This window comes from Streptomyces sp. NPDC057253, assembly GCF_042669125.1.
GTDB lineage: Bacteria > Actinomycetota > Actinomycetes > Streptomycetales > Streptomycetaceae > Streptomyces.
On the sequence record NZ_JBHUXV010000060.1, the window covers coordinates 33,455 to 55,982 of the forward strand.

Below are 22,528 nucleotides of genomic sequence, written 5' to 3' on the forward strand. Positions count from 1 at the left end.
AGGAAAAGTCAACTCCCGAGGGCAGTCAGCAACCTGTTCGATGTCAATCGCCCGCCGGGTGTTAGTTTGCGCAGGCGTCACCGATTAAGCACGGGTGGGGAGAGCTCATGGACACCACACAGCGGACCGATCAGCAGCGGTCCGCCGACCGCCGTCGGCGCGAGCTGTTGGAGGCCGCGGACCGAGTGGTGCTGCGTGACGGGCCGCAGGCCTCTATGAACGCGATCGCCGCGGAGGCGGGTATCACCAAGCCGATTCTGTACCGGCACTTCGGTGACAAGGGGGGACTTTACGCCGCGCTTGCCAAGCGGCACACCGACGCGCTGCTGGACTCGCTGCGGGCCGCGCTGGACGCTCCGGCGGAGCGGCGTGAGCGGGTCGAGGCGACGCTCGACACGTATCTCGCGGCGATCGAGGCGCGGCCTCAGGTGTACCGGTTCCTGATGCATCCCGCGGAGGGGGGCCAGACGGCGGATCAGGGGTTCGACGTCGGTAAGCATTCCGCGCCTCTTCTGCGCAGGATGGGTGAAGAGTTGGCGCAGGTCATCGAGGACCGGCTGGATCTGGGGCCCGGGAGTCAGTTGCTGGCTCGGGTGTGGGGGCACGGGATCGTCGGGATGATGTACGCGGCGGGTGACTGGTGGCTGGGGGAACGGCCGTGTGGGCGGGGGGAGTTGGTGCGGAGTATGGCGGACCTGTTGTGGGGGCGGCTTGCGGCGGCGGGGGACAAGGTGGGGGGTCCGGGGTTCTGACGGCCGTATGTCGGGTGCGGCGCGGTGGGGGCTGGTCGCGCCCGCGCGGCGGAGCCGCATATCGATACAGCCCCGCGCCCCTGAGTGGGTTCAGCCACCCCGGCGCCAAGACGATCCGGCCACTTGTCGCATGAGCTTTCGCTTGCGCCAACCCGTCAGGTGGTCTGCGTAGACCGTCCCCTCCAGGTGGTCCATCTCGTGCTGGAGGCACCTCGCGAAGAAGCCCGTGCCGTGGATCGTCACGGGCTCTCCAGTCACCGTGAAACCCTCCACCACCGCGTGGTCGTGGCGTTCCACCCCCGCCTCCAGGCCCGGCAGGGACAGGCAGCCCTCCGGGCCGCGCAGGAGTACGCCGTCCGTCTCCGTCAGGCGGGGGTTGACCACGTGGCCCAGGTGGCGGGTCTCCTCGTCGTCGGGGCAGTCGTAGACGAACACGCGCAGGGGGACGCCCACTTGGTTCGCCGCGAGGCCCACCCCCTCGTGCGCGTACATCGTCGCGAACAGGTCCTCCACGAGGCTCGCCAGTTCCGGGCCGAAGTCCGATACGTCCGCGCCGGGTTCGTGCAGTACGGGGCTGCCGAGCAGGGTGAGGGGCCGGACCCGGCCATGGGTGCCCGGAATGGAGCCGTTTCGCATGGCCGCAAGGGTACGGCGATTCGGGAGTGCCTACGGATCTCGATAGGCTGAGGTCCACACCACGTGGCCGGAGGCTGAGGCGCGGCGCGTACGCAAGGAGGATCGAGAACTGATGACAGGCAACTCGGACCCGCTCTCGCCGCGGGCCAAGCTGGCCGTGACGGCGGGCAAGGCCGTCGCGGCGGCATCCCGAGCCGCGGGTCGCGGCAGCGGTTCGGTCATCGGCGGCAAGGTCGCGCTCAAACTCGACCCCGACCTCCTCGCCCGGCTCGCCCAGCACCTGGACGTCGTCCTCGTCTCGGCGACCAACGGCAAGACCACCACCACCCGGTTGATCGCGGAGGCGCTGGGCGCGGCCGGACCGGTCGTCTCCAACGCGCTCGGCGCCAACATGCCCGCCGGCATCACCTCGGCGCTCGCCGGCGGCTCGGACGCCCGCTACGGCGTGATCGAGGTCGACGAGAAGTACCTCGCGGGCGTCGCCCGGGACACCGACCCCAAGTGCATCGCCCTGCTGAACCTCTCCCGCGACCAGCTCGACCGCGCCGCCGAGACCCGCATGCTCGCCGAGAACTGGCGTGAAGGGCTCGCCGGAAGCAAGGCCGTCGTGGTCGCCAACGCCGACGACCCGCTCGTCGTGTGGGCCGCCTCCTCCTCCCCCAACGTCATCTGGGTCGCCGCCGGACAGATGTGGAAGGACGACGCCTGGTCCTGCCCGGCCTGCGGCGGTGTGATGCAGCGGCCGGGCGACGACTGGTTCTGCGGCGAGTGCGGGTTCCGCCGGCCCACGCCGAGCTGGGCGCTCTCCGGCGACCACGTGCTCGACCCGCACGGCTCCGCCTGGCCGATCCACCTCCAGCTGCCCGGCCGCGCCAACAAGGCCAACGCCGCCTCCTCCGCGGCCGTCGCCGCCGTCTTCGGGGTGCCGCCGCAGGTCGCCCTGGAACGCATGTACCGGGTGCAGGCCGTCGCCGGACGCTACGACGTGGTGCAGTTCCAGCAGCGCGACCTCAGGCTGCTGCTCGCGAAGAACCCGGCCGGCTGGCTCGAGACGTTCAGCCTGATCGACCCGCCGCCCACCCCGGTGATCCTCTCCGTCAACGCCCGCGGCGCCGACGGCACCGACACCTCCTGGCTGTGGGACGTCGACTACACCCGGCTGACCGGCCACCCGATCTGCGTGATCGGCGACCGCAAGCTGGACCTCGCGGTGCGTCTGGAGGTCGCGAACCAGAACTTCCAGGTCTGCGACAACCTCGACCAGGCGGTCTCGATGAGCCCGCACGGCCGCATCGAGGTCATCGCGAACTACACCGCCTTCCAGGACCTGCGCCGCCGCGTCGGCAACTGAGACACAGGGGACTTTTGTGAGCGACAACCAACTGCGGGTCGTCTGGATCTACCCCGACCTGCTCAGCACCTACGGCGACCAGGGCAACGCCCTCGTCATCGAGCGCCGGGCCCGCCAGCGCGGCCTCGACGTGGCCCGCCTGGACGTGCGCAGCGACCAGCCGATCCCGACCTCCGGCGACATCTATCTGATCGGCGGCGGCGAGGACCGGCCCCAGCGGCTCGCGGCCGAGCGGCTGCGCCGGGACGGCGGACTGCACCGGGCCGTGGGCAACGGCGCGATCGTCTTCTCGGTGTGCGCCGGCTACCAGATCCTCGGCCACGAGTTCATCAACGACCTCGGCCAGCGCGAACCCGGCCTCGGCCTGCTCGACGTGGTCTCCGTGCGCGGCGAGGGCGCCCGGTGCGTCGGTGACGTACTCGCCGACATCGACCCGCGTCTCGGCCTGCCGCCGCTGACCGGCTTCGAGAACCACCAGGGCGTCACCCACCTCGGGCCCACCGCCCGCCCGTTCGCCAACGTCCGGCTGGGCAACGGCAACGGCACCGGGGACGGTACGGAGGGGGCGTACAACGACACGGTCTTCGGTACGTACATGCACGGGCCCGTCCTCGCGCGCAACCCGCTCATCGCCGACCTGCTGCTGAAGCTGGCCCTCGACGTGAACGCGCTGCCGCCGACCGACGACCGCTGGTACGAGGCGCTGCGCAACGAGCGCATCGCCGCCGCTCAGCAGCCTGCGTGAGCAGGGCGTACACCTCGGGTCCAGACGCCCGTCACCGGCCCGTCTGACGAGGTGTCCGCACAGGTGAGCGGGGTCGTCCAGCAGGCGGACGCGTTCTTCGGCCCCGCCCCCTCCTGCCGCTAGGGTGGCGGGGTTCGAGCCGGACGACGTGGTCCGGATCCGGCCCCTGTCGAGAAGGTTGTAGCGGGCTTATGCGCATTGGTGTCCTCACGTCCGGCGGCGACTGCCCCGGCCTGAACGCCGTCATCCGGTCCGTCGTGCACCGTGCCGTCGCCGACCACGGCGACGAGGTCATCGGTTTCCGGGACGGCTGGCGGGGTCTCCTGGAGTGCGACTACCTCAAGCTCGACCTCGACGCCGTCGGCGGCATCCTCGCCCGCGGCGGCACGATCCTCGGCTCCTCCCGGGTCCAGCCCTCGCACCTGCGGGACGGCGTGGAGCGGGCCAGGGGACACGTCGAGGAACTCGGCCTCGACGCGATCATCCCCATCGGCGGTGAGGGCACGCTCAAGGCCGCCCGGCTGATGTCGGATGCCGGGCTGCCCGTCGTGGGCGTGCCGAAGACCATCGACAACGACATCGCGGTCACCGACGTCACCTTCGGCTTCGACACCGCCGTCGGGGTCGCCACCGAGGCCCTCGACCGGCTCAAGACCACCGCCGAGTCCCACCAGCGGGTGCTCGTCGTCGAGGTCATGGGGCGGCACACCGGGTGGATAGCGCTGCACTCCGGCATGGCGGCGGGCGCGCACGCCATCGTCGTGCCGGAACGGCCCTTCGACATCGAGGAGTTGGCCCGGCGGGTCGGCGAGCGGTTCGAGGCGGGCAAGCGGTTCGCGATCGTCGTGGCGGCGGAGGGGGCCAAGCCGGCGCCCGGGTCCATGGCCTTCGACGAGGGCGGCAAGGACATCTACGGTCACGAGCGGTTCGCCGGGATCGCCCGCCAGCTGTCGATCGAGCTGGAGGAGCGGCTGGGCAAGGAAGCGCGGCCGGTGATCCTCGGGCATGTGCAGCGGGGTGGTACTCCGACGGCCTACGACCGGGTGCTGGCCACGCGGTTCGGGTGGCATGCGGTGGAGGCTGCGCATCGGGGGGAGTTCGGTCACATGACGGCTCTTCGGGGGACCGACATCGTGATGGTGCCGTTGGCGGAGGCGGTGGAGACGTTGAAGACGGTGCCGTCGGAGCGGTACGCGGAAGCGGAGTGCGTTCTTTAGGTTTCTTGCCGGGTGCGCGTCCGTCGTGGCTTGTCGCGCCCACGCGGCGGAGCCGCACATCGATACAGCCCCGCGCCCCCGAAAAGGTGGGTTCACTCGCCCCCGGTGCCAGACGTCGCCGGGGGCGGTTCTACGCTGGGGGCGGACGTAAGCGCACAACCCCCACGAATCAGGAGCCGCCGCGATGGATCACAGCGGGCACGGCATGGTCCACGATCTGCCGCCGTTCACGCTGGGACGAGGGCTGCAGTGGTCGGCCGACCCCTTCTTCCTCGTCGCCTGCCTCCTCGCGCTCGGCCTCTACGCCTGGGGCGTGGTCCGGCTGCGGCGGCGGGGGGATTCGTGGTCCGTGGGGCGGACCGTCTCCTTTGTGATCGGTGTGCTGACCATCGCGCTGATGATGTGCACCGGGCTGAACGACTACGGCATGGTCATGTTCAGCGTGCACATGGTGCAGCACATGGTGATCAGCATGCTGTCGCCGATCCTGCTGCTGCTCGGCGCCCCGGTCACGCTCGCCCTGCGGGCGCTGCCGGTCGCCGGCAAGGGGCACAAGGGGCCGCGTGAGCTGCTGCTCGCGCTGCTGCACAGCCGGTACATGCGGATCATCACGCATCCGGCGTTCACCATTCCGTTGTTCATCGCGAGTCTGTACGGGCTCTATTTCACGCCGTTGTTCGACTTCCTGATGGGGTCGAAGACCGGACACATCGCGATGATGGTGCACTTCCTCGCGGTCGGTGTCGTCTTCTTCTGGCCGATCATCGGCGTCGACCCGGGACCGCACCGGCCCGGGTATCTGATGCGGATGCTGGAGCTGTTCGCGGGGATGCCGTTCCACGCGTTCTTCGGCATCGCGTTGATGATGGCGTCCGAGCCGATGGTCGGGACGTTCAAGAACCCGCCCGCCTCGCTCCACATCGACGCCCTCTCCGACCAGAACTACGCGGGCGGAATCGCCTGGGCGTTCAGTGAGATTCCCTCCGTGCTGGTGCTGATCGCACTGCTGTTCCAGTGGTACAGCTCGGAACAGCGGCAGGCCAAGCGCAAGGACCGGGCCGCCGACCGGGACGGCGACAAGGAACTCGAGGAGTACAACGCATATTTGGCCTCATTGAACGCACGCGGGCGTTGAAGCCTTCGTCTTTCCGGAGCATTCAGTAGCATGAAGCGCGTTGGGGGAACCGCCTTCGGGGGGAGCGGTCATGACACTTCGCGCATTTATGCACAGGATCGCCGTGCTGGCGATTTTCTCGCTGCTGCTCAGCGGCTGCGACAAGGGAAATCCACTGACCGTGGTCAAGGCGGTCGCCGCCGGTGTGCCCACGCTCGCGCCGTTCTTCGACGAGAACAGCGGGATCGGCAAGGACGCCACCACCGTGCGGTCGCAGGCCGTGCGGGGCACTCTCCAGCAGGGGGACACCCCTGGCCTCTACGGCGGCAGCAAGCAGCCGACCATCTGTGACGTCGCAAAACTCAAACGCTTCCTCACCGATCCCAGGAATCACCAAAAGGCACAGGCGTGGGCCGACGTGCTGAACATCGGTACGGACGGGATACCGGAATACCTGGATCGACTCACACCGGTTCTGCTGCGTCACGACACTCTCGTCAAGAACCACGACTACAAGAAGGAAAAGGCCGTCCCGTACAACTCCTTGCTCCAGGCGGGAATCGCGATTCTCGTCGATGAACAAGGGCTTCCGGCTGTGAAGTGCTCGTGTGGGAATCCGCTGCGGCCCTTCGAGGGTGACACCGGCCGGATTTCCGTCCAGTTCGAGGACGGCAACAAGAAGTGGGCCGGATACGAGCGGAAGTCGGTCGTGGCCGTGAAGCCCGCTCCGCGGAAGCTGGAACGGATCGCTCTCGTCGACGTCCAGGAGCCCGCCCGCGGGATCGACCGGCCGGTCGGGACGACCGGTGAGAAGGACACCACCTTCAACGCGAAGAAGCCGCGTGTCGTGCCGGAACTCACCGGGGCGACCTTCGCCCGAGCGAGTCGGGAACTGATCGACGCCGGGCTCGCGGCCGGTTACGCGGGGCAGCAGGCGCCGCCCGACGGCGCGAGGGTCACGGCGACGGATCCGCCCGCGGGGAGCGAGCTGGCGTTCGGGCAGTACGTGCTGCTGACCGTGGCCGGGGGCGGCGACAGCACCTCCGGCGGGACGACCGGGCCGACGACCGGGCCCACCACCACTCCCCCGCCGCCGTCGTCCGGCTCAGCGACACCGCCCGCGAGCAAACCGCCCTCGTCCGGTCCCAAGTCCGGTGGCTCCTCCTCCGCACCCCCGTCCTCGTCGAGCGGCAAGCCCCGGGAGTCCTCGTCCCCGCCGCCGTCGACCACGGCACCCGGCCCGTCGTCGCCCTCACCCGAGAAGTCGAGCAGCCCGCCGCCCACCACGGCATCGCCGCCCACCAGCGCGCCGGTGACCAGCAGCGCCCCGGTGACCAGCAGCGCGCCGCCCCCGCCGCCCCCACCGCCACCGCCTCCCTCGACGAGCAGCGAGCCCACCACCAGCGCACCGCCGCCCGTCACCTCGCAACCGGCCACCAGTGAGCCCCCGAGCAGCGAGCCCGCCACCGAGGGGCCGAGCGCCACCGTCGCCGCTTAACAGCCCGAAGAACCGCAGAACCGGAGAGTCACCGGATGCCTTCAGGATCACCGACGTCGGGAGTGGGCCGGGTCATCGCCGGCCGTTATCTGCTGCTGAACCCGCTCGGCAGCGGCGGCATGGGCCATGTGTGGCTCGCCCACGACCAGAGACTCGCGTGTGAGGTCGCGCTCAAGGAGATCGTCTTCCGTGACCCCGTGGAGGCGGGCCATGAGCGGGAGGCACGAGTGGCGCGGGCCCGCGCGGAGGCCCGGCACGCGGCCGGGCTGCGCGGCCACCCGCACGTGGTGACCGTGCACGACGGGCTGGAGCACGAGGGGCTGCCCTGGATCGTCATGGAGTACGTCGCGGACGCCGTGGACCTGCGCGACCTGGTCGACGCGCGCGGGCCCCTCCCCCCGGCCGAGTGCGCCCGTGTCGGGCTCGCCGTGCTGGACGCGCTGACCGCCGGGCACCAGCGGGGCGTGATGCACCGGGACGTGAAGCCGGCGAACATCCTGCTGGCGCCGGACCGCTCCGGCTCGCCGTACGGACGCGTCCTGCTCACCGACTACGGCATCTCGGTACAGCCGGACGCCGGGGAGACCCGGTACACGCTGGCGTCAGTCCTGGTGGGGACGGCCGGCTATCTGGCGCCGGAGCGAGCCACGGGCGGGGCGCCCACCCCGGCCGCCGACCTGTTCTCGCTGGGCTGCACGCTGTACCACGCCGTGGAGGGCGTGGGCCCCTTCGAGCGGGAGTCGCATCTCGCCGAGGTGACCGCGGTGGTCATGGAGGAGCCGCGGCCCGCCGTGCGCGCCGGTGCGCTCGGTCCCGTACTGCACTCCCTGCTCGCGAAGGACCCCGGGCAGCGGCTGTCCGCGGCGGAGGCGGAGGCCGCGCTGTCGGCGATCGTGGCGCCCCCGGCCGAGCCGTACGTGCGCACGCAGACCGACCTCGGCTCGCAGCCGCCCTGGGCGGCGGTGCAGGTGCCGCCGCCCGGACCGGTGCAGATGCCGCCGTCCGGGCCGCCCCCGAACGGGCACCGGCCGCCTCCCACGGCGCTGCCGTCGCAGGGCGGCCGTCGGCGGCGGGAGCGTTCGCACGCCCTGCGGGCCGTTCTCGCCTGCGGCCTCGGACTGCTCCTGGCGCTCGGTGGTGTCTGGTACGCCATGGCCGACCGGTCGCCGGGCGGTGGCGGGGGCGGTCATCAGGGCTCGAGGCAGCCGTACGGCGAGACCGTCGGGCTCGGCAGGGCGCTGCGGGACGGTGACTGCGTGATCGCCGACTGGCCGGGAGCGGAGCGGTTCCGGGGTACGCCCCGGCTGCGGCTGGACCCCACCTGCGGTACGGCCCCGGACGGCCAGGTGATGGCGTTCGTGCCGGCCGCCTCGGCGGACGAGGCCCGGCGGACGGGACCGGCCAAGTGCGAGGAACGGACGCGGGAGGTCCGGGACCGGCTCGCGGACGTACGCGGCCAGGCCGTCGTTCCGACCGACGGGGGCTTCGCGGCCGCGGGGCGGCGCACGGCCTGTCTGGTGCTGGGGGCGAACGGGCCGGTGTACGGGCCGATCGGCCCGCATCGCGCCCTGGGTTCGGGGTTCGCGGACACCGCGACCATGCAGCGGCGGGACTGCCTGGACGTGCGCACCAACCGGGACGCCCGGCTGGTCTCCTGCGCGGGGTCCTACGACGAGCAGGTGCTCGGATTCACCCGATTGGACCCCGACGTCACGCTGCCCGAGGCGCGCACCGAGTCGGACACGGCGTGCGCGCGTGAGGTGCCGCCGGGCGACTACGGCTTCGATCCGTCGGTCTACACCGCCGGTTCCTGGACCAGCGAGGGCCCCTGGAAGAACGGCACTCATTTCGTCGTGTGCACCGTCCGCAAGCAGAACGGGGGCACCATGGAAGGGGACGAATCCTGAGGAGGGTGTCGCGATGCCCGGTACCGGTTCCACGGATGGCTCGACCAGAACGATGGGGGTCCTCACCGTCGGCGGTCTCGTCGCGGTGACGGCGTACACGGTGGCGCTCGGCAGCAATGGCTGGCTGTGGTTCGGCTGGGTGGTGCTGGGCCTGATCACCCTCGGGATGGTGGCCACCCGCGGCTGACTCAGCCGCCCGTGAGGCGGCCCGCCGAGTGCACGCCCGGCTGGTACTTGGGCACCCGGGCGGTGATCTTCATGCCCGCGCCCATGGCGGTCTCGATGACGAGGCCGTAGGAGTCGCCGTACACCTGGCGGAGCCGGTCGTCGACGTTGGACAGTCCGATGCCGCCCGAGGGGCTGACCTCGCCGGCGAGGATACGGCGGAGCAGGACCGGGTCCATTCCGGCGCCGTCGTCCTCGATGACCACGAGGGCCTCGGCGCCCGCGTCCTGTGCGGTGATCTGGATGTGGCACTTCTCGGTCTTGCCCTCCAGACCGTGCTTGATGGCGTTCTCCACCAGCGGCTGGAGGCACAGGAACGGCAGGGCGACCGGCAGCACCTCCGGGGCGATCTGGAGGGTTACGGAGAGGCGGTCGCCGAAGCGTGCCCGCACCAGCGCCAAGTAGTGGTCGATGGCGTGGAGTTCGTCGGCGAGGGTGGTGAAGTCGCCGTGCCTGCGGAACGAGTAGCGGGTGAAGTCGGCGAATTCGAGGAGGAGTTCGCGGGCGCGTTCGGGGTCGGTGCGGACGAAGGACGCGATCACCGCGAGCGAGTTGAAGATGAAGTGCGGGGAGATCTGGGCCCGAAGTGCCTTGATCTCGGCCTCGATCAGCCGGGTCCGGGACTGGTCCAGGTCGGCCAGCTCCAGTTGGACGCTGACCCAGCGGGCGACCTCTCCGGCGGCGCGGACCAGGACGGCGGACTCGCGGGGCGCGCAGGCGACGAGGGTGCCGTGGACGCGGTCGTCGACGGTGAGCGGGGCGACGACCGCCCAGCGGACCGGGCAGTCGGGGGCGTCGCAGGTGAGCGGGAAGGCCTCGCCACGGCCGGTCTCCAGCGGGCCGGCGAGGCGTTCCATGATCTGGGTGCGGTGGTGGCCGCCGACGCCGTCCCAGGCCAGGACCTGCTTCTGGTCGGTGAGGCAGAGCGCGTCGGTGCCGAGCAGTGAGCGCAGTCTGCGGGCCGACTTGCGGGCGGTCTCCTCGGTCAGCCCGGCCCTGAGCGGGGGCGCGGCCAGGGAGGCGGTGTGCAGGGTCTCGAAGGTGGCGTGTTCGACGGGGGTGCCGAGGCCGCCGAGGTTCTGCGGGTGGGCGGTGCGCCGGCCGAGCCAGAAGCCGGCGGCGAGCAGCGGCAGGATCGCCACGCACAGCCCGGCCAGGAATCCGCTCATGCCTTGACCTCCGCCCGCAGTTCCTCCGGCAGATGGAAGCGGGCCAGGATCGCCGCCGTGCCCGCAGGTACCCGGCTCGCGGTGGTCAGGGACACCAGCACCATGGTGAGGAAGCCGAGCGGCACCGACCAGAGCGCGGGCCAGGCGAGCAGGGTGTGCAGCGACCCTGTCGCGGGGAGCCCGGCCATGGTCGCGGCCACGGCGAGGAACGCGGAGCCGCCGCCGACCAGCATGCCCGCGGCGGCGCCGGGCGGGGTGAGCCGCCGCCACCAGATGCCGAGCACGAGCAGGGGGCAGAAGGAGGACGCGGAGACGGCGAAGGCCAGCCCCACCGCGTCGGCGACGGGCAGTCCGCCGACGAGGACGCTCGCGGCGAGCGGGGCGCACATGGCGAGGACCGTGCCGAGCCGGAAGTGCCGTACGCCGCGCGCAGGCAGGACGTCCTGGGTGAGCACGCCCGCCACGGCCATGGTGAGCCCGGAGGCCGTGGACAGGAACGCGGCGAAGGCGCCGCCCGCCACCAGCGCGCCCAGCAGGTCGCCGCCGAGGCCGCCGATCATGCGCTCGGGGAGCAGCAGGACGGCCGCGTCGGCGTCCCCGGTGAGGGTCAGTTCGGGGGCGTACAGGCGGCCGAGGGCGCCGTAGACCGGGGGCAGCAGGTAGAAGCAGCCGATCAGGCCGAGGACGGCGACCGTGGTGCGGCGGGCGGCGACGCCGTGCGGGCTGGTGTAGAAGCGCACCACGACGTGCGGCAGGCCCATGGTGCCGAGGAAGGTGGCGAGGATCAGTCCGTACGTGGCGTACAGGGGACGTTCCTCGCGGCCCGCGGCCAGCGAGGTGGACATGCCGTCGCCGGTGCCGCGGTCGGCGGCGGGGACGGTGGTGCCCTGGGCGAAGGTGAGCCGGGTGCCGCGCTCGATGTGGTGGGTGCCGGCCGGGAGTCGCAGCTGCTGGTCGTCGTGCGGGCGGCCGTCGACGGTGCCGGTCACCGTGACGGTGAGCGGCTGGTCCAGGGTGAGGTCGAGGGTGTCGGCGACCTTGACGATCCGCTGCTCGCGGAAGGTCGCCGGTTCCTCGAAGGCGTGGCTGGGGGCGCCGTCGCCCTGCCAGGCGAGGATCAGGAAGAGGGCGGGGACCAGCAGGGCGGTGAGCTTGAGCCAGTACTGGAAGGCCTGCACGAAGGTGATGCTGCGCATGCCGCCCGCGGCGACGGTGGCGACCACCACCGCGGCCACGATGACCCCGCCGAGCCACTGGGGTGCCCCGGTGAGGACCGTCAGCGTGAGGCCGGCGCCCTGGAGTTGGGGCAGCAGGTAGAGCCAGCCGACACCGACGACGAAGGCGCCCGCGAGCCGTCGTACGGCTTGGGAGGCCAGGCGCGCCTCGGCGAAGTCGGGGAGGGTGTAGGCGCCCGAGCGGCGCAGCGGGGCGGCGACGAACAGGAGCAGGACGAGGTAGCCGGCGGTGTAGCCGACCGGGTACCAGAGCATGTCGGGGCCCTGGACGAGGACCAGGCCCGCGATGCCGAGGAAGGAGGCGGCGGAGAGGTACTCGCCGCTGATGGCGGCCGCGTTGAGGCGGGGGCCCACGGTGCGGGAGGCGACGTAGAAGTCGGAGGTGGTGCGGGAGATGCGCAGGCCGAAGGCGCCGACGAGGACGGTGGCGACCACGACCAGGGCGACCGCCGGCACCGAGTAGTTGGAGTTCATCGGTCCTCGACCAGCCGCACGAAGTCCCGTTCGTTGCGCTCGGCGCGGCGCACGTACCAGCGGGCCAGCAGGACCAGCGGGACGTACAGGCCGAAGCCGAGGACGGCCCATTCGAGGCGGTGGGCGTCGGGCATCGCCGCGAAGAGCAGCGGGAGCGGGCCGATGAGCAGGCCCAGGACGGCGAACACCGCGAGGGCGGCGCGCAGTTGGGTGCGCATCAGGGAGCGGACGTAGGTGTGGCCGAGGGTGGTCTGTTCGTCGATCTCGGTGCGCGGCCGGTAGTAGCCGGAGGCGGGACGGCTGCGGCGGGGCGGGCCGGTGACGACGACGCGCCGCTCGGCGGGGTCCTGGGGCACGGCTAGGGCCTCCTCATCAGCAGGTCCCGCAGCTCGCGTGTGTGGCGGCGGCTGACCTGGAGCTCCTCACCGCCGACCAGGACGCTCACCGTGCCGGCGTCCAGGCGGAGTTCGCCGACGTGGCGCAGGGCGACGAGGTGGCGGCGGTGGATGCGGACGAACCCGCGGGAGCGCCAGCGGTCCTCCAGGGTGGACAGCGGGATGCGGACGAGGTGGCTGCCCTTGTCGGTGTGCAGGCGGGCGTAGTCGCCCTGGGCCTCGACGTGGGTGATGTCGTCGACGGCGACGAACCGGGTCACCCCGCCGAGCTCGACGGGTATGTGGTCGGGGTCGGGTTCGTGCACCGGGATGCGGGGCGCGCTGCCGAGGCGTTCGGCGGCCCGGCGGACGGCCTCGGCGAGGCGTTCCTTGCGGACCGGTTTGAGGACGTAGTCGACGGCCTTGAGGTCGAAGGCCTGGACGGCGAAGTCCTCGTGGGCGGTGACGAAGACGACCAGCGGGGGTTTGGCGAACCCGGTCAGCAGCCGGGCGAGGTCCAGGCCGTCGAGCCCGGGCATGTTGATGTCGAGGAAGACGACGTCGATGGCCTCGGGCCCGTGCGGCCCGGACTCCAGCGCGCGGTTGATGCGGCGCAGCGCCTCGGTGGCGTCACCGGCTCCCTCCACGCTGCCGATCCGGGGATCGGCGCCGAGGAGGTAGAGCAGTTCCTCCAGCGAGGGGCGTTCGTCGTCGACAGCCAGGGCGCGCAGCATGAACCCGGAGTGTAGGAGTAATTCGTACGACTGGACACGTGCTCAGGTGTGGACGTCCCGCTGGATACAGTGCGCACATGAACAGCAGGACCGCCGCGTTCGACGAGCTCGACCGGAAGATCATCACCGCGCTGATGGCGAACGCGCGGACCTCCTTCGCGGAGATCGGTTCGGCGATCGGGCTGTCCTCCACGGCGGTGAAGCGGCGGGTGGACCGGCTGCGGGAGACCGGGGTGATCACCGGGTTCACGGCCACGGTCCAGCCGTCCGCGCTGGGCTGGCGCACGGAGGCGTACGTGGAGGTGTACTGCGAGGGCGCGGCCCCGCCCCGGCGGCTCGCGGAGGTGGTCCGCAACCATCCGGAGATCACCGCGGCGATGACCGTGACCGGTGGCGCGGACGCGCTGCTGCACGTGCGGGCGCGGGACGTGGAGCACTTCGAGGAGGTGCTGGAGCGCATCCGTGTGGAGCCGTTCATCCGGAAGACGATCAGCGTGATGGTGCTGTCCCACCTCCTCCCGGAAAGCCCGGAGGCCGGGGCGAGCCAGCCCGCACCCGAGGCGTAGCGAATAAACGCACCAAGCATGCGTTTCACCGGATGAACTCGCAGCATTCCTGCGCGGACACGCAATTCCTGTTGCTTGTCGGGCCTGCCACCCGTTTTCTACCGTGGTGTCAACCCTCAGTAGACACCGCAGGAAGCGGAGGAACCCCTCTGTGTCCGAGACCCGTGTGCCGCGCCGGCGGCGATTCCTCGTCTGCGAGCCCAGACACTTCGCCGTGCAGTACGCGATCAATCCCTGGATGCATCCCGACACCCACGTCGACGTGGACCTGGCGCAGGAGCAGTGGCGGACACTGATCAGCGCCTACGAGGCCCATGGTCACAGCGTCGACGCGGTGGAGCCGGTCCCCGGTCTGCCGGACATGGTCTTCGCCGCGAACTCGGCGGTCGTCGTCGGCGGCCGCGTCTTCGGCTCCCTCTTCCACGCGCCCGAGCGGCGCCCCGAGTCCACGCACTACGACCTGTGGTTCAAGACCGCGGGCTACGAGGTCCAGCGCCCCCTGTCGGTCTGCGAGGGCGAGGGCGACCTCGTCTGGACCGGGCGGTACGTGCTGGCCGGCACCGGGTTCCGGACCACCCGCGAGGCCCACCGCGAGGTGCAGGAGTTCTTCGGGCACCCGGTGATCAGCCTGACCCTGGTGGACCCGCACTTCTACCACCTGGACACGGCGCTCTTCGTGCTCGACGACTCGGCGGCGGGCAACAACATCGTCTACTACCCGGAGGCCTTTTCGGCGGGCAGTCGCGCGGTACTCGCACGGCTGTACCCGGACGCGGTGCTCGCGACCCGCGACGACGCGATGGCGTTCGGCCTGAACTCCGTCTCCGACGGCCGTCACGTCTTCATCGCCCCGCAGGCCGAGGCGCTCGCCGTGCGCCTCGACGACCACGGCTATGTCCCCGTCCCCGTCGACCTCTCCGAGCTCCACAAGGCCGGCGGCGGCATCAAGTGCTGCACCCAGGAGATCCGCTCATGACCGCACCCGTAAGCACGCGTTCCTCCGCCGATCTCATCCGCGCCGAGGAGCCGGTCCTCGCGCACAACTACCACCCGCTGCCCGTCGTCGTCGCCCGCGCCGAGGGCACCTGGGTCGAGGACGTCGAGGGCCGCCGCTACCTGGACATGCTGGCCGGCTACTCCGCACTCAACTTCGGCCACCGCCACCCCGCGCTGATCGAGGCGGCCCACCGGCAGCTGGACCGGCTGACCCTGACCTCCCGCGCCTTCCACAACGACCGCCTCGCCGAGTTCGCGGAGCGCCTGGCCGAGCTGACCGGCCTGGACATGGTGCTGCCGATGAACACCGGCGCGGAGGCGGTGGAGAGCGGCATCAAGGTGGCCCGCAAGTGGGCGTACGAGGTGAAGGGCGTCCCGGCCGACCGGGCCACGATCGTGGTGGCGGCGGAGAACTTCCACGGCCGTACGACGACGATCGTGTCGTTCTCCACGGACGAGACCGCGAGGGCGGGGTTCGGCCCCTTCACCCCCGGCTTCCGCGTGGTCCCCTACAACGACCTCGCGGCGCTGGAGGCGGCGGTCGACGAGACCACGGCCGCGGTGCTCCTGGAGCCCATCCAGGGCGAGGCGGGTGTCGTCATCCCGGACGAGGGCTATCTGTCGGGCGTACGCGAGCTGACCCGCCGCAAGGGCTGTCTGTTCATCGCCGACGAGATCCAGTCGGGCCTCGGCCGCACCGGCCGCACGCTCGCCGTGGAGCACGAGCAGGTCGTCCCGGACGTGCTGCTGCTCGGCAAGGCCCTGGGCGGCGGCATCGTCCCGGTCTCCGCGGTGGTCGCCCGCCGGGACGTGCTCGAGGTCCTGCGCCCGGGCGAACACGGCTCGACCTTCGGCGGCAACCCGCTCGCGGCGGCGGTCGGCACGGCGGTGGTCGAACTCCTGGAGACGGGCGAGTTCCAGCGCCGGGCGGCGGAGCTCGGCGTCCTGCTGCGGGACGGCCTGGCGGACCTGGTCGGCAAGGGCGTGGTCGGCTTCCGGGCGAGGGGTCTGTGGGCGGGGGTGGACATCGACCCGGAGATCGGCACGGGCCGAGAGGTCAGCAAGCTGCTGATGCGCGAGGGCGTCCTGGTCAAGGACACCCACGGCTCGACGATCCGCCTGGCCCCACCGCTGACGATCACGGCGGAGGAGTTGGGATCGGCTCTGGGAGTACTGGAGAACGTGCTGAGGCACTGACCTGCCAGGGCGCGGGGAACTGCGCGAAAAGCCCCCACCGTCCCGCACGCGCCCCCTGCCCCCCGTAGGCGCACTGCCCCCACACCGGGTGAAGATGTGACGAAGAGGTGATAGACCACTCTCAGCGACAGAGAGGTCGTCCGTGGGCGCACAGGAGGAGCACGACACCGCCCGGCATCGGTTCGACGTGGCCGATGCCGCGCCTCTGCTGCTCGACGCCCACGGCATCGTCACCGGCTGGACGCGCGACGCCGAGCGCCTGCTGGACTACGGCGCCTCGGAGGCCGTCGGGATGGCCGCCGCCGCCCTGCTCACCGCCGAGGACGCCGACCGGCTGCCCGAACTCGCGCAGCGCTGTCGCGCCGACGGCGGCTGGGCAGGGCTGCTGACCGCGGTACGCAAAGGCGGCCGGCCCGCCCGGGTCATGGTGCGCATCACCGCGGCCGACGCGGGCGGATCGGCCCGCTGGCTGGTCCTGCTCTCCGAACTCGCCGAGGCACCCGGCTGGGACATGAGCCGCCCGGTGCTGGAACAGATGGTCACCCGCGCTCCCATCGGCATCGCGATCGTGGACACCGACCTGCGCTGTGTGTGGTCCAACCCGGCCCTGGAGCAGTTCGGCAGCGCCCCGGCCCCCCAGCGGCTGGGACTGCGGTTCGGGGAGATCCAGCCGGGCCTGGACGCCGAGGCGATCGAGGCGCAGATGCGGCGGGTGCTGGAGACCGGGGAGCCGGTCGTGGAGTACGAGCACGTCGGCCGGGTCCGTGCCGCCCCGCACCGCGAGACCGCCCACACGATGTCGTTCACCCGGATCGACGACGACCAGGGCAAGCCGATGGGCGTGTACTACACGGTCGTGGACATCACCGAGCGGCACCGAGCCCGGCAGCGCCTGGCACTGCTCGACCGGGCCGGTGAGCACATCGGCCGGAGTCTGGACATCCGGCAGACCGCGCAGGAGCTGGCCGACGTGGCCGTACCGGCGCTGGCCGACTACATCACGGTGGACCTGCTGGAGTCGGTGCTGCGGGGAGCGGAGCCGACCACCGACGTTCCGCTGCTGCGGGCCGGGCAGCAGTCGGTCAACGAAGGCGTGCCCGAGGCCGTCGTCGAGGTCGGCGAGGTGGCCGCCTACCTGCCCGGGTCGCCCCCGCTGCGCTCTCTGACCTCGGGCACCTCCTGGCGGGAGGAGCGGCTCGACCCGCTCGCCGCGGAGTGGGCCACCGACATACCCGGTGGTCGCGAGGCCACCTTCCTGGAGCTGGGCCTGCACAGCGTGATGGTCGTGCCGATCCGGGCGCGGGGCGTCACCCTGGGCGTCTCGGTCTTCTTCCGCCGGCGCCGCCAGGAACCCTTCGACGAGGACGATCTGAACCTCGCGGAGGACCTCGTCTCCCGGGCCGCCGTCTGCGTGGACAACGCCCGGCGCTACACCCGCGAGCGTGAGGCCGCGCTCGTCCTTCAGCGCAGTCTGCTCCCGCACCGGCTGCCCGAGCAGGACGCCGTGGAGGTGAGCGCCTGCTACCGGCCCGCCGACGAGCTGACCGGCCTCGGCGGGGACTGGTACGACCTGATTCCGCTCTCCGGCGCGCGGGTCGCCCTCGTGGTCGGCGAGGTCCCGGGGCACGGCATCGGCGCCGCCGCCGCCATGGGCCGGCTGCGGACCGCCGTACGGACGCTGGCGGCGCTGGAGCTGACGCCCGAGGAGGTGCTGGGTCACCTGGACGACCTGGTCGCGCGGGCGGCACGGGAGGAAGGGGAGCAGGGGGCGAGGCCGGGGGATTCGGGGGACTCGGGGTCTTCTGGGGACTCTGGCGTTTTGCGGGACTCTGGGGCTTCGCGGGACTCGGAGGCTTCGCGGGACTCCGGGGCTTCGCGGGACTCGGACGCTTCGCGGGACTCCGGGGCTTCGCGGGACTCGGAGGCTTCGCGGGACTCGGAGGCTTCGCGGGACTCGATGGCTTCGCGGGACTCGGTGGCTTCGCGGGACTCGGTGGCTTCGCCGGATTCGGGGGACGCGTCGGACAGTGCGCAGGCGGTGGGTTCCGGGTGCGTGTACGTCGTCTACGACCCCGTCGACGGGCAGTGCACGATGGCCGCCGCAGGGCATCCCGCGCCCGCCGTGATCCTGCCCGACGGCACGGTCGCCTTCGTGGACCTGCCCCAGGGGCCGTCGCTCGGCGTCGGGGGCCCGCCCTTCGAGTCGGTCGAGCTGGCCCTGGCGGCGGGCAGCACGCTCGCGCTGCACACCGACGGGCTGCTCGCGCGCGGCGAGGAGTGGGCGCTCGACGCCGGACGGGAGCGGCTGCGGCAGGCCCTGGAGCGACCCGCGGCCACCCTCGACCTGCACTGCCGGACCGTCGTGGACTCCCTCGCCCCGGACCGGCCGCACGACGATGTGGCCCTGTTGATGGCCCGTACCCGGCTGCTGGGGCCCGAACAGGTCGCGGACTGGGACGTCCCGGTGGATCCGGCCCGGGTCGCCGAGGCCCGCAAGACGGCGTCCCGGCAGCTGACGGAGTGGGGCCTCGAGGAGTTCGCGTTCACCACGGAGCTGGTCGTCAGCGAGCTGGTCACCAACGCCATCCGGCACGCCGTCGGACCGATCCGGCTGCGGCTGATCCGGGAGCGGACCCTGGTGTGCGAGGTGCTCGACGGCGGTGCCACCGCGCCTCATCTGCGCCATCCGCGGACCACCGACGAGGGCGGCCGGGGGCTGCTGCTGGTCTCCCAGTTCGCCCAGCGCTGGGGCACCCGGTTCGTGCCCGAGGGGAAGGTCATCTGGGCCGAGCAGTCCCTGCGGGAGCCGGGCGACTGAGCTCGGCAGACGGATCATTGCCTACGGTCCACTCCTACAACACCCCATACCGTGGAAAAATGGGTGATCCCGGCGGCGAGGCGGCTGCAATGAGCGACACATCCATCGACTATGCGGCGGTGTTCCAGGCGCTGCCCGGCATGGTCGCGCTGCTCACACCCGAGCTGGTGTTCGCGGACGTCAACGAGGAGTTCCTACATGTGGCGGGCCGGCGGCGCGAGGACGTCGTGGGCCGCTTTCTCTTCGACGTGTTCCCTGACAACCCGAACGACCCGGCGGCGACCGGCATGCGCAATCTGGCGGCCTCGCTGCGGCGGGTCCTGGACAGCGGCGAGCGCGACGCGATGGCGCTCCAGCGGTACGACGTGGAGGACCCGGAGCACCCCGGCGAGTGGGAGGTCCGCTACTGGAGCCCGGTCAACGCGCCGGTGCTCGGCGCGGACGGCAAGGTCGCGCTGCTGGTGCACCGGGTGGAGGAGGTCACCGAGCTGATGCGGGCCCGCGGGGGGCCGCGCGGCAGCCGGGCCCGGGTGCTGGAGGCCGAGCTGTACACCCGGGCCCGTGAGCTCCAGGAGCTCAACGACCGGCTGCGGCAAGCGCACGCCCGCGAGCGCGAGGTCGCGCTGGCCCTTCAGGAGGCGATGCTGCCGGTGAGCCGGCAGTCCCTGCACGACCGGGCCGCCGTCCGGTACCGGCCCGCGATCGGCGCGCTCAACGTCTGCGGGGACTGGTACGACCTGGTCGACCTGGTGGACGGCAGCGGGGTCGGCGTCTCGGTGGGCGACGTGGTGGGCCACGGACTGGGGGCGGCCTGTGTCATGGGCCAGCTGCGCAGCGCCCTGAGCGCGGCCTCGCGGGTGGCCGCGGGTCCGGCGCAGGCGCTGGACGTGCTGGGCCGGTACGCCCATGTGATCGACGGCGCGGAGTCGGCGACCGCGGTCACGACCTTCATCGACTTCGACAACGGCACGATCACCTACGCCAGCGCCGGGCACCCGCCGCCGATGCTGGTGCACGCCGACGGCCGCGTGGAGTGCCTCGACAAGGCCACCGACACGCCGCTGGACGCCCGCCCCGACCCGATCCCCCGGCCACAGGCGACCACCACCTTCGCCCCGGGCGCGACGCTGGCCCTCTACACCGACGGCCTCGTCGAGCGCCGCCACGAGGACGTCGACACCGGCCTCACCCGCCTCGCCGACGCCCTCACCCGCCATCGCAAGGACGACCCCGAAACCCTGGCCGACGCGGTCCTGGCGGAACTCCTCCCACCGGGGGGCGCGACGGATGACACGGCGCTGGTGATCGTGCGGTTGTGAGAGGGCCGGCGGGGCCGGGACGCGGAGGGCGGATGTCTGTGAGGGCCTGGCCGCCGGTCACGGGGGCCTCGGTGGGGGCTTTGCCGGGTGGCACAGGAGGGGGTGGTGGGGCAAGAGGGGGGGTCCGGCCTGTCTTCGGCTGGTTCGCGGTGTCGGTGGTCGTCGAGTTGCCGTCGGCCGGGCGGCGGTACCAAGCTGGAGCCGCGGTCGGGGCTGTTTCGGGCGCCGTCGGCTGCGCCTACACTGACAGCCCCATCTCACGCCGGTTGACCAGCCAGAACGCGGAGTTGAGCCGTCCGCCCGACCGAGGAGCGCCCCCTCTTGTTCTACTACCTGCTCAAATACGTGCTGTTGGGGCCGTTGCTGAGACTGGTCTTCCGGCCTCGAATAGAGGGCCTGGAGCACATCCCGGAGTCCGGTGCGGCCATCGTGGCGGGCAACCACCTCTCCTTCTCCGACCACTTCCTGATGCCGGCCGTCCTCAAGCGCCGCATCACCTTCCTCGCCAAGGCCGAGTACTTCACCGGCCCCGGCATCAAGGGCCGGCTCACCGCCTTCTTCTTCCGCAGCGCCGGCCAGATCCCGGTCGACCGCTCCGGCAAGGAGGCCGGCCAGGCCGCCATCCGCGAGGGCCTCGGCGTGCTCCGCAAGGACGAGCTGCTCGGCATCTACCCGGAGGGCACCCGTTCTCACGACGGCCGCCTCTACAAGGGCAAGGTCGGCGTCGCGGTCATGGCCCTCAAGGCCCAGGTCCCGGTCATCCCCTGCGCGATGATCGGCACCTTCGAGGCCCAGCCGCCCGGCAAGGTCATCCCCAACATCCACCCCGTGGTGATCCGCTTCGGCAAGCCCCTCGACTTCTCCCGCTACGCCGGGATGGAGAACGAGAAGGCGATCCTGCGGGCCATCACCGACGAGATCATGTACGCCATCCTGAAGCTCTCCGACCAGGAGTACGTCGACCAGTACGCGGCCGTCGTGAAGGCCGAGGAGGCCGCCGCCCGCTCGGAGAAGGAGCGCAAGTTCCCACGGATGCCGCTGAGCTGAGCTCTGCCGTCGGCAGAACCCCCTGGAGAAACGGGAGTTGACCGCCGTACGGTCACGCCATGACACGACGTGCTGTGGTGATCGGAGCGACGGGACAGATCGGGCGGGCGGCCGTGACCGCCCTGGCCGGGGACGGCTGGGAGGTGACCGCCGTCTCGCGGGGCGGCGCACGGGACGAGAGCTGGCCCGCCGAGGTACGCACCGCGCGGGCCGACCGGGCGGACGACGCCGCCCTGTCGGCCGCGGTGGGCGACGGCTGCGAGGTCCTGGTGGACGTGGTCGCCTACCGACCGGAGCACGCACGGCAGTTGGTGTCGCTGGCCGACCGCGTCGGCTCCGCCGTGGTGGTCTCCAGCATCTCGGTCTACGAGGACGACAAGGGCCGTAACTTCGACACGCAGGGCGAGCCGGACGGCTTCCCGGAGTACCCGGTGCCCCTGGCCGAGGGCCAGCGGACCGTCACGCCGGGCGAGTCCTCGTACAGCACCCGCAAGGCGGGCCTCGAACGCGAACTCCTCGCCGCGGGTGAGCAGTTGCCGACCACGCTGCTGCGGGCGGGCGCGATCCACGGGCCGTACTGCCGGACGCCCCGCGAGCTCTACTTCGTCAAGCGCAACCTGGACGGCCGCACCCGGCGCGTCCTCCCCTTCGGGGGGCTAAGCCGCTTCCACCCGGCGAGCGTCCACAACATCGCCGAGCTGATCCGGCTGGCGGCCGCGCGGCCCGGCAGCCGGGCGCTCAACGCCGTGGACCCGGACGCCCCGACCGTGGCCGAGATCGCCGCCGCGATCGACGCCGTCATGGGCGTCGAGACCGAGACGGTCCTGCTGGACGGCCCGCCGCCGGCGCCGACCGTGGGCGACACCCCGTGGTCGGTGCCGGTGCCGGTCGTCTGCGACATGTCCGCGGCGGATCGGGAGTTGGGCTACCAGCCGGTGGTGGCGCGGTACGCGGACCGGCTGCCGGAGACCGTCGCCTGGATCGAGGGGCACCTGGCCGGACGGGACTGGCGGGAGGCGTACCCGAAGATGTTCCAGGCCTACGGCGACCTCTTCGACTACGCGGCGGAGGACGCGTACCTCGACTCGCTCGGCGCATGAGGAAGGGGCGGCCCGTGGCCCGGGCCGCCCCTTCTTCGTCGTACGGCGTACCGC

20 protein-coding genes are annotated in these 22,528 nt (G+C 71.8%); 15 read left to right on the forward strand and 5 right to left on the reverse strand.

From position 1 onward, the window contains the following. The first annotated feature begins 107 nt into the window (after positions 1–107). Positions 108–752, forward strand: coding sequence for a TetR family transcriptional regulator (locus tag ACFULQ_RS28670; protein ID WP_383549164.1), 645 nt, complete (start codon positions 108–110; stop codon positions 750–752). A 90-nt stretch (positions 753–842) separates the two neighbouring features. Here the strand turns inward: ACFULQ_RS28670 and def are convergent, their stop codons facing one another. Beyond that, entirely contained in the window at positions 843–1,388 is a 546-nt protein-coding gene (def, locus tag ACFULQ_RS28675) for a peptide deformylase (RefSeq protein ID WP_383549166.1), read from the reverse strand. Between the two features lie 112 nt (positions 1,389–1,500). Here def and ACFULQ_RS28680 point away from each other — a divergent pair, with 112 nt between their 5' ends. From ACFULQ_RS28680 to ACFULQ_RS28710, 7 genes are all read left to right on the forward strand, one after another. Continuing rightward, complete coding sequence (locus ACFULQ_RS28680) at positions 1,501–2,739, forward strand: MurT ligase domain-containing protein (protein WP_383549169.1); 1,239 nt, start codon at positions 1,501–1,503, stop codon at positions 2,737–2,739. Between the two features lie 16 nt (positions 2,740–2,755). Continuing rightward, positions 2,756–3,484, forward strand: coding sequence for a type 1 glutamine amidotransferase (locus ACFULQ_RS28685; protein WP_383549171.1), 729 nt, complete (start codon positions 2,756–2,758; stop codon positions 3,482–3,484). Positions 3,485–3,675: 191 nt separating this feature from the next. After that, the gene (locus ACFULQ_RS28690; RefSeq protein ID WP_383549174.1) at positions 3,676–4,701 is read left to right on the forward strand and encodes a 6-phosphofructokinase; all 1,026 of its coding nucleotides are present in this window, start codon (positions 3,676–3,678) and stop codon (positions 4,699–4,701) included. A gap of 184 nt (positions 4,702–4,885) precedes the next feature. Beyond that, positions 4,886–5,836, forward strand: coding sequence for a cytochrome c oxidase assembly protein (locus tag ACFULQ_RS28695; protein WP_383549177.1), 951 nt, complete (start codon positions 4,886–4,888; stop codon positions 5,834–5,836). A 70-nt stretch (positions 5,837–5,906) separates the two neighbouring features. Then, the gene (locus ACFULQ_RS28700) at positions 5,907–7,313 is read left to right on the forward strand and encodes a DUF6777 domain-containing protein (RefSeq protein ID WP_383549180.1); all 1,407 of its coding nucleotides are present in this window, start codon (positions 5,907–5,909) and stop codon (positions 7,311–7,313) included. 35 nt (positions 7,314–7,348) lie between these two features. After that, entirely contained in the window at positions 7,349–9,220 is a 1,872-nt protein-coding gene (locus ACFULQ_RS28705; RefSeq protein ID WP_383549182.1) for a protein kinase, read from the forward strand. Positions 9,221–9,233: 13 nt separating this feature from the next. After that, entirely contained in the window at positions 9,234–9,407 is a 174-nt protein-coding gene (locus ACFULQ_RS28710; RefSeq protein WP_037710178.1) for a hypothetical protein, read from the forward strand. A gap of 1 nt (position 9,408) precedes the next feature. On the opposite strand, the gene ACFULQ_RS28715 is transcribed toward ACFULQ_RS28710, so the two are convergent. Genes ACFULQ_RS28715 through ACFULQ_RS28730 form a run of 4 tightly spaced genes read right to left on the reverse strand, consistent with a single transcriptional unit; the run spans position 9,409 to position 13,431 of the window. After that, positions 9,409–10,614: a sensor histidine kinase gene (locus ACFULQ_RS28715; RefSeq protein WP_383549185.1), complete on the reverse strand. Its 1,206-nt coding sequence runs from the start codon at positions 10,612–10,614 to the stop codon at positions 9,409–9,411. After that, positions 10,611–12,323: a cation acetate symporter gene (locus ACFULQ_RS28720; protein ID WP_383549188.1), complete on the reverse strand. Its 1,713-nt coding sequence runs from the start codon at positions 12,321–12,323 to the stop codon at positions 10,611–10,613. Before ACFULQ_RS28720 ends, ACFULQ_RS28715 begins: the two co-directional genes overlap by 4 nt. Next, positions 12,320–12,679, reverse strand: a complete 360-nt coding sequence (locus ACFULQ_RS28725) for a hypothetical protein (protein ID WP_383549190.1) — start codon at positions 12,677–12,679, stop codon at positions 12,320–12,322. Before ACFULQ_RS28725 ends, ACFULQ_RS28720 begins: the two co-directional genes overlap by 4 nt. 2 nt (positions 12,680–12,681) lie before the next feature. Further along, positions 12,682–13,431 (reverse strand): LytR/AlgR family response regulator transcription factor, encoded by a 750-nt coding sequence (locus ACFULQ_RS28730; RefSeq protein ID WP_383549193.1) that lies wholly within the window; start codon positions 13,429–13,431, stop codon positions 12,682–12,684. Between the two features lie 77 nt (positions 13,432–13,508). On the opposite strand from ACFULQ_RS28730, the gene ACFULQ_RS28735 reads away from it, so the two are divergent. From ACFULQ_RS28735 to ACFULQ_RS28765, 7 genes are all read left to right on the forward strand, one after another. Then, entirely contained in the window at positions 13,509–13,997 is a 489-nt protein-coding gene (locus ACFULQ_RS28735; protein ID WP_383549196.1) for an Lrp/AsnC family transcriptional regulator, read from the forward strand. A gap of 151 nt (positions 13,998–14,148) precedes the next feature. Next, positions 14,149–14,973: a dimethylargininase gene (ddaH, locus tag ACFULQ_RS28740; protein WP_383549198.1), complete on the forward strand. Its 825-nt coding sequence runs from the start codon at positions 14,149–14,151 to the stop codon at positions 14,971–14,973. After that, positions 14,970–16,190, forward strand: a complete 1,221-nt coding sequence (rocD, locus tag ACFULQ_RS28745) for an ornithine--oxo-acid transaminase (RefSeq protein WP_383549201.1) — start codon at positions 14,970–14,972, stop codon at positions 16,188–16,190. Before ddaH ends, rocD begins: the two co-directional genes overlap by 4 nt. Before the next feature lie 142 nt (positions 16,191–16,332). Beyond that, a complete protein-coding gene (locus ACFULQ_RS28750) occupies positions 16,333–19,008 on the forward strand; it encodes a SpoIIE family protein phosphatase (RefSeq protein WP_383549203.1) in 2,676 nt (891 codons plus the stop codon). 89 nt (positions 19,009–19,097) lie between these two features. Continuing rightward, on the forward strand, positions 19,098–20,327 hold the full coding sequence (locus ACFULQ_RS28755; RefSeq protein ID WP_383549206.1) for a PP2C family protein-serine/threonine phosphatase: 1,230 nt from the start codon (positions 19,098–19,100) through the stop codon (positions 20,325–20,327). 321 nt (positions 20,328–20,648) lie between these two features. After that, entirely contained in the window at positions 20,649–21,374 is a 726-nt protein-coding gene (locus ACFULQ_RS28760; RefSeq protein ID WP_383549209.1) for a lysophospholipid acyltransferase family protein, read from the forward strand. A 74-nt stretch (positions 21,375–21,448) separates the two neighbouring features. After that, the gene (locus ACFULQ_RS28765) at positions 21,449–22,474 is read left to right on the forward strand and encodes an NAD-dependent epimerase/dehydratase family protein (RefSeq protein WP_383549215.1); all 1,026 of its coding nucleotides are present in this window, start codon (positions 21,449–21,451) and stop codon (positions 22,472–22,474) included. Positions 22,475–22,528 lie beyond the last annotated feature (54 nt).